Annotated in this window: 3 protein-coding genes; all 3 read right to left on the bottom strand. The window is 74.6% G+C overall.

Translation table 11 applies throughout. The features are described 5' to 3' along the window. On the bottom strand, window positions 1–1,441 hold a 1,441-nt coding region (locus E1281_RS37015; protein WP_131884362.1), incomplete at its 3' end, for a DUF5719 family protein. Then, window positions 1,438–4,737, bottom strand: a complete 3,300-nt coding sequence (locus tag E1281_RS37010; protein WP_131884361.1) for a glycosyltransferase family 2 protein — start codon at window positions 4,735–4,737, stop codon at window positions 1,438–1,440. The genes E1281_RS37010 and E1281_RS37015, both read right to left, overlap by 4 nt. Window positions 4,738–4,943: 206 nt before the next feature. After that, window positions 4,944–5,207: a WhiB family transcriptional regulator gene (locus E1281_RS37005; protein ID WP_021594342.1), complete on the bottom strand. Its 264-nt coding sequence runs from the start codon at window positions 5,205–5,207 to the stop codon at window positions 4,944–4,946. Window positions 5,208–5,441: the final 234 nt, after the last annotated feature.

Genomic DNA, 5,441 nt, shown 5'->3' with positions numbered 1-5,441 from the left:
GGTGGACGGTCGTGGGGGCCGGGGTGATCGGCAGGACGGTGAACAGGTACTCGTCGCCCTTGCCGGTGGAGAGGGTCCGCGAGGCGTGGACGGGCGGCGAGCCGGGATTCGGCGTGATCACGGCCCCATAGGCCTCGTCGTCCTCGGCCGGAGCGGCCAGCTCGTGCTGCACGGTGCGGCCGGCGGGGATCCTTATCTCCTGCGGGGCGCCCCTGCCGCCGGCGCTCGTCCTCATGACCTGGACGGCCGCCGCGCCGGCCGGGGCGGTCAGGACGAGGGTCGAGTCGAACCGGTTGTCGGCCACGATGCCGGGGGCGGACCGGGCGAGCGGCGGGGTTGCGGCGCCGTAGGCGATATCGGCTCCCCGCTCGGCGGCGAACCCCGCGAGGATCGGGCGGTCGGCCACGAGTCGGACGGCGGAGCTCTTGCCGAGCAGGGCCCGGTCGAGCGCGAGTGACGTGACGGTCCTGGCCGGCGCGTCCAGGACGTCCTGGCCCAGCGGAGCGAACGCGCCGTCCGCCGTCATGACCTGCACCCTGATCCGCGCGTCGGCCTCGCCGGGCACGGCGACCACCAGCCGGCGCTCGCCCGACCCGCCCGGCACGCCGGGAACGACCAGGGACGTGGCGGGCGCGTGCGCCTGCGGCAGCCACTCCAGGCCCTTCTTCTCGCCGGTCCGGACGCGCAGGGACGCCGCGACGCGGCCGCTGGTCGTGCTGAGGCGCAGGGCGAGGTCGGCGGCGCTCTTCACGACCTCGCCGAGCCCCTCGGCCGACTCGCCGAGCTTCACGATCCTGGTGGTGTAGGGGTCGACACGGGTGCCGCGGCCCTCGACGGTGTCGAGCGGGCCTTCGCCGGACACGGCCGTGAGGTCGACGAACGCGGGCTGCGAGTCGACGTTGGTCAGGTAGAGGTCGATTTCGTCGGCGGAGACCGGTCCGGGGCTCATGAACCAGAGGTCGGTGGCGGGGGCGGCGCAGCGGGCGCCGGCGAGGCCGCGGTCGTCGCCGCCGTCCCAGTGGGTCGTCTGCTCGGCCTGGAGCCCGGCGGCCATCGCCCCGGTGGCACGGAGGGTATAGGAGTCCTCGCCGGACACGGTGTCGGTGCCCCAGCCCTGGCCCGGCGAGGACATCGCCCCGAGCGCGGTGCCGCCCTTGGTGGGCGTCATGGCGACGCTCCCGCCGCCCTCGCGGCCGGGAAGGGACTGGACGGCCAGCCGCCCGCCCTCGTGGCCCGGGCAGACGAGCACCGCGGTGGTGACGGGCACCTCCCGGCCCTTGTCGGACGCCTCTCCCGGACGGGAGAACGCCGCGGCCCCGTACAGCGCGGCCACGGCGACGAGCACGAGGGCGGCGGAGGTGTAGCGGAGGCGGACGAGAGGGAGAACCCTGTCCAGGTTCACGTTCAGCTTCAGGTTCGGTTTCAGGTCCGGCTTCTTCACGAGACCTCCTCCGGGCTGCGCTCCTCCGGTGTGGTCTCTTCCGGGGGTACGGGAGGCGCGGTCTCCTGCGGGGGCTCCTGCACGGCCTTCTGCGCGGCCTCCTGCGGGGGCTCGTGTCGGGACTCCTGCCGGGCGCGGGAGTGGATTCCGCGGCGCCGGCTTCGCTTCCCGCGGCGGCGTTCGCGTTCACCGGCGAGCACCTGGACGTCTTTCGCGCCGGGCAGCGCCAGGGCGGCCGCCACCAGGACGGCGATGCCCTGGATGACCAGCCACGTGTGCCGCATCGTCATCGATCGCGCCAACTGGAACTCGCCGCCGGCGGAGGGGATGTCGTAGCCCTGCGCCCAGCCGTCCACCGTTCGTCCCTTGACCTCCCGGCCGTTCAGAGTGGCTTGCCACCCACCGTCGGCGGGTTCGGCCAGGAGGAGGGTGCGTGTACCGGTTCCCGGCGGGATCTGCATGCGGGCGTCGATGCGTCCTGCGGGCATCGGCGTGACGGCGGAGCCCTGCAAGAGCATCACGCGGGCGGACGGCGAATGGAGCCGCCACACGGCGAACGTGTCCGTACGGCTGAGGCGGGTCAGTTCGGGCGCCGCATCGAGGACGTCGGTGATGGGGTCGGTCCTGGGATGCGGCACCAGGAGGTACTGGACGCCCATCCGGGTCAGTGGAGGCCCGGCGTCGTCCTCCCGGCCCGCTGCCAGACCGGCGACGATGTCGCCTAAGCGGTCGTGTGCTTCGCCGCCGTCCATGACCTCCGATTCACCGATCCTCGGACGCGCGTCCCTGAGGATCGTGTAGGAGACACGTCCGGTCGGCTCACTGTTCAGGACGAGGGTCCTCGCCCCACCGGACCCGTGCACGAACGCTGGGACGGTGTCCGGGTCGACCTTGGTGAGCGGGCCGTCCACGCCTCCGGCGACCCAGGACCCGGCCGCCAGCACGGGGGCGGTCAGCGCGGCGAGCACCACGGCCGCCCCGCCGCCCTTGTAGATCGGGTGGTCGCCCGCGAGGGCCTCGGTCGCGCGCTGCACGGCGGCGGTCGCGGCGAGCAGCACCCCGGCGCCCGCGAAGATCAGCGCGACCCCGGGCCAGACGGGCGCCTCGTCCGCACCCTTGGTCACGGTGGCGGCGCTGGTCAGAACCGCGACGAGCAGCCCGAAGATCGCCAGCAGCCAGCCGGCGAGCACGGCGTTGCGGCGGCTGCGCACCGCCAGCGCGCACACCGCGACCGCGAGGAGCCCGGCCGGCGCCCACCACGCGGGCGTACCGGGCCCGCCGGGGTCGAGGGCGAGGAGGTCGGCCGCGGCGGCGGGTTCGAAGCGCCGGTGCAGGCCCGCCTCCGTCAGGAACCGGGACGGGTTCAGCAGCAGTCCGGCCGTCCACGGCAGCATCAGCAGCGGCGGGACGCCCAGCGCGATGGCGAGGTTGCGGCGCCCGCGCCGTCCCGGCCGGTCGAACAGCACCCACGCCATCGCGGCGGCGAACAGGCCGATCAGCCAGGTCAGCGGGACGAACGCCATCGCGACGGCCAGCAGCAGCGCCACCGCCCACGCGGACCGCCCCGCGCGTTTGCGCCGCGTCCGGGCGTCGGCCGCCTCCGAACGGGGGAACCCGTAGACGCGGGCGACGTGCACGGCGATCAGCGGCAGCAGGACGTGGACGACCGCGGTACCGAGCCGTCCGCCCGCGATGGCGCCGGTCGCGGCGGGCAGCAGCGCGTACACGGCGGCGAACCACGCCCGGACGGCGGACACGGGGACGCGGCGGCCCCCGGTGCGGGCGCGCCGCCCGGTCCGCGGCGCCGCCACGATCAGCAGCCGGGACGCGCGGTAGGCGGTGACCCCGGCGAGAGGCACGCTGCCCAGCAGCAGGACCGACACCGCCAGCCACGGCTTGCCGAACAGGACCGTGGACAGCACCGCGAGGACCCCGATGTACGGCGGGCTCCCGGCGTCGCTGCCGAGCCCGACCGGATGCCAGCCGGACAGGTACTGCGCCCACAGGTCGCTCGCGCCGCCCCAGGCGGGCACGAGAGCGCCGCCGCCGAGCCGGCCGGTGGCGCCGAGCAGGCCCCGCTCGGCGGCGATCGCGGCGGCGGCCAGCAGCATGACGATCATGACGCCGGGACGGGCGAGGAACCGGCGGACCGGGCCCGGCTCGGCGGCGCCGGCCTCCTCGTCCGGGTCCGCGCGCTCGCGTTCGTGGTCGGCGAGATACTCCGAGACCGCCTCGACCGTCCGGCGCAGCACGACCCAGCGGGCCAGGAAGCGCCGGGCGCTGCGGTGCACGCGGGTCCGGCCGTCCGCGCGGGCCGCTCGCGCCCGCCGCAGCCGCCCGGGGGCGCGCAGCACGTCGCCGAGCGCGCGGACCTCCTCGCGGGCCGCGACCGGCCGCTTGGTGACCACCAGGTAGAGGGCGTGGACGAGGGACGCCCAGACGTTGCGCGCCAGCGCCCGCAGCATCGCCGGGAACGGCTGGTTGGCGAGCAGGGTGTGGATCGCGTTGCGGCGGTCGCGGCGCGCCGGGTGCTCGGCGGTCATGCCGATCTCGCGGCGGCCCCGCCGGGCCGCCTCCGCGTGGTGGACGACGGCGTCGGTCGCCGTCACCACCCGGTACCCGGCCGCGTGGACGCGCCAGCAGAAGTCCAGGTCGTCGCGGAAGATGCCGTACTCGACGTCGAAGCCGCCGAGGCGGTCCCACACGTCCCGGCGGACCAGCATCCCGGCGCTGCCGACGGCCAGCACGTCCCGGACGCCGTCATGCTGGCCCTGGTCGAACTCGCGGCGGTCCAGGCCCGTCTCGCGGCGCCCGGCGGCGTCGACGGTGACGCCCACCTCGCGCAGGACGCGCCGGTCGTCCCAGTCGCGGACCTTGGGCCCGAGGACCGCCACGTTGGGATCGGTGTCCGCGGTCCGCAGCAGCTGGGCGAGCGCGTCGTGGGCGGGCGCGCAGTCGTCGTGCAGCAGCCAGATCCATTCGGTGCGCGCCGGAGTGGAAGGAGGGCCGGGGTCGTCGGGAAGGGGCACCGGGGCGGACGCCGCGTCCTGGCGGAGCGCCTCCGCGACGGCCTCCCCGTAGCCGGTGGTCCGCGGCAGCGTGAGGATCGCGGCCTCGCCGACGACCTCGGCGAGCACGGCGGGCCCGCGGTCGAGGCTTCCGGTGTCCACGGTCACGAGGCGCTGCACCGGCCGGGCCTGGGTCAGCAGCGCCTTCAGGGTCTCCGGGAGCCAGCGCACGCCGTCGTGGGCGACGAGGACGGCCGTGACGTTATGGCGATCGAGAGTGGGGGCCAAGGATCGCTCGATCTGTGAGACGACAACCTGCGAAACGACAACCTGCGAGACGACATCAGCCGTGCCGGCCCGAGGGCCGGCACGGCTGATAACTGTACGCGTGGCCGCGCGGCGCACGCCCTGGATCCGCGAGATCCGGACGTGCGGCCGACCCGGCGGGGTCTCCCCCTCGAAACCCCGTGCCGGACTGGCGCGGCCCGGCGACGCTAGACGGCCTGGCGCTTCAGCTTGCGGCGTTCCCGCTCGGAGAGCCCACCCCAGATGCCGAAACGTTCATCGTGCTGCAGCGCGTACTCCAGGCACTCCGTACGCACCTCGCACGCCCGGCACACCTTCTTGGCCTCCCGAGTGGAGCCGCCCTTCTCCGGAAAAAACGCCTCCGGGTCCGTCTGCGCGCACAGGGCGCGCTCCTGCCAGCCCAACTCTTCACCGTCTGTGCCGTGCGCCAGCGGGATGACCACCTCGCTCACAGCGCACCTCCCTGCCCGTGGAACCCCCTGGTCAATGCCTTCCCTCCGGTTCCTTCCCCCGGGAAGCCATTGAAACTACACCGACGAAATTACACGCGTGTAGTGCCCGCCCCGTCAAGCTGGATGGCTTTCCAGGGCGACTTAGCGGGTTTTGCCGGGATGGGCGGGCTGACCGTCAGCTGAAGATCAGTTAATCCGCCGGTCACCATCGGCGCAGGTGCCTCACCGGGGAGG

This window comes from Actinomadura sp. KC345 (assembly GCF_004348515.1).
Taxonomy (GTDB): Bacteria; Actinomycetota; Actinomycetes; order Streptosporangiales; family Streptosporangiaceae; genus Spirillospora.
The sequence above is the reverse complement of the archived record's forward strand: the minus strand, read 5'-3'. Positions and strand labels throughout refer to the sequence as shown.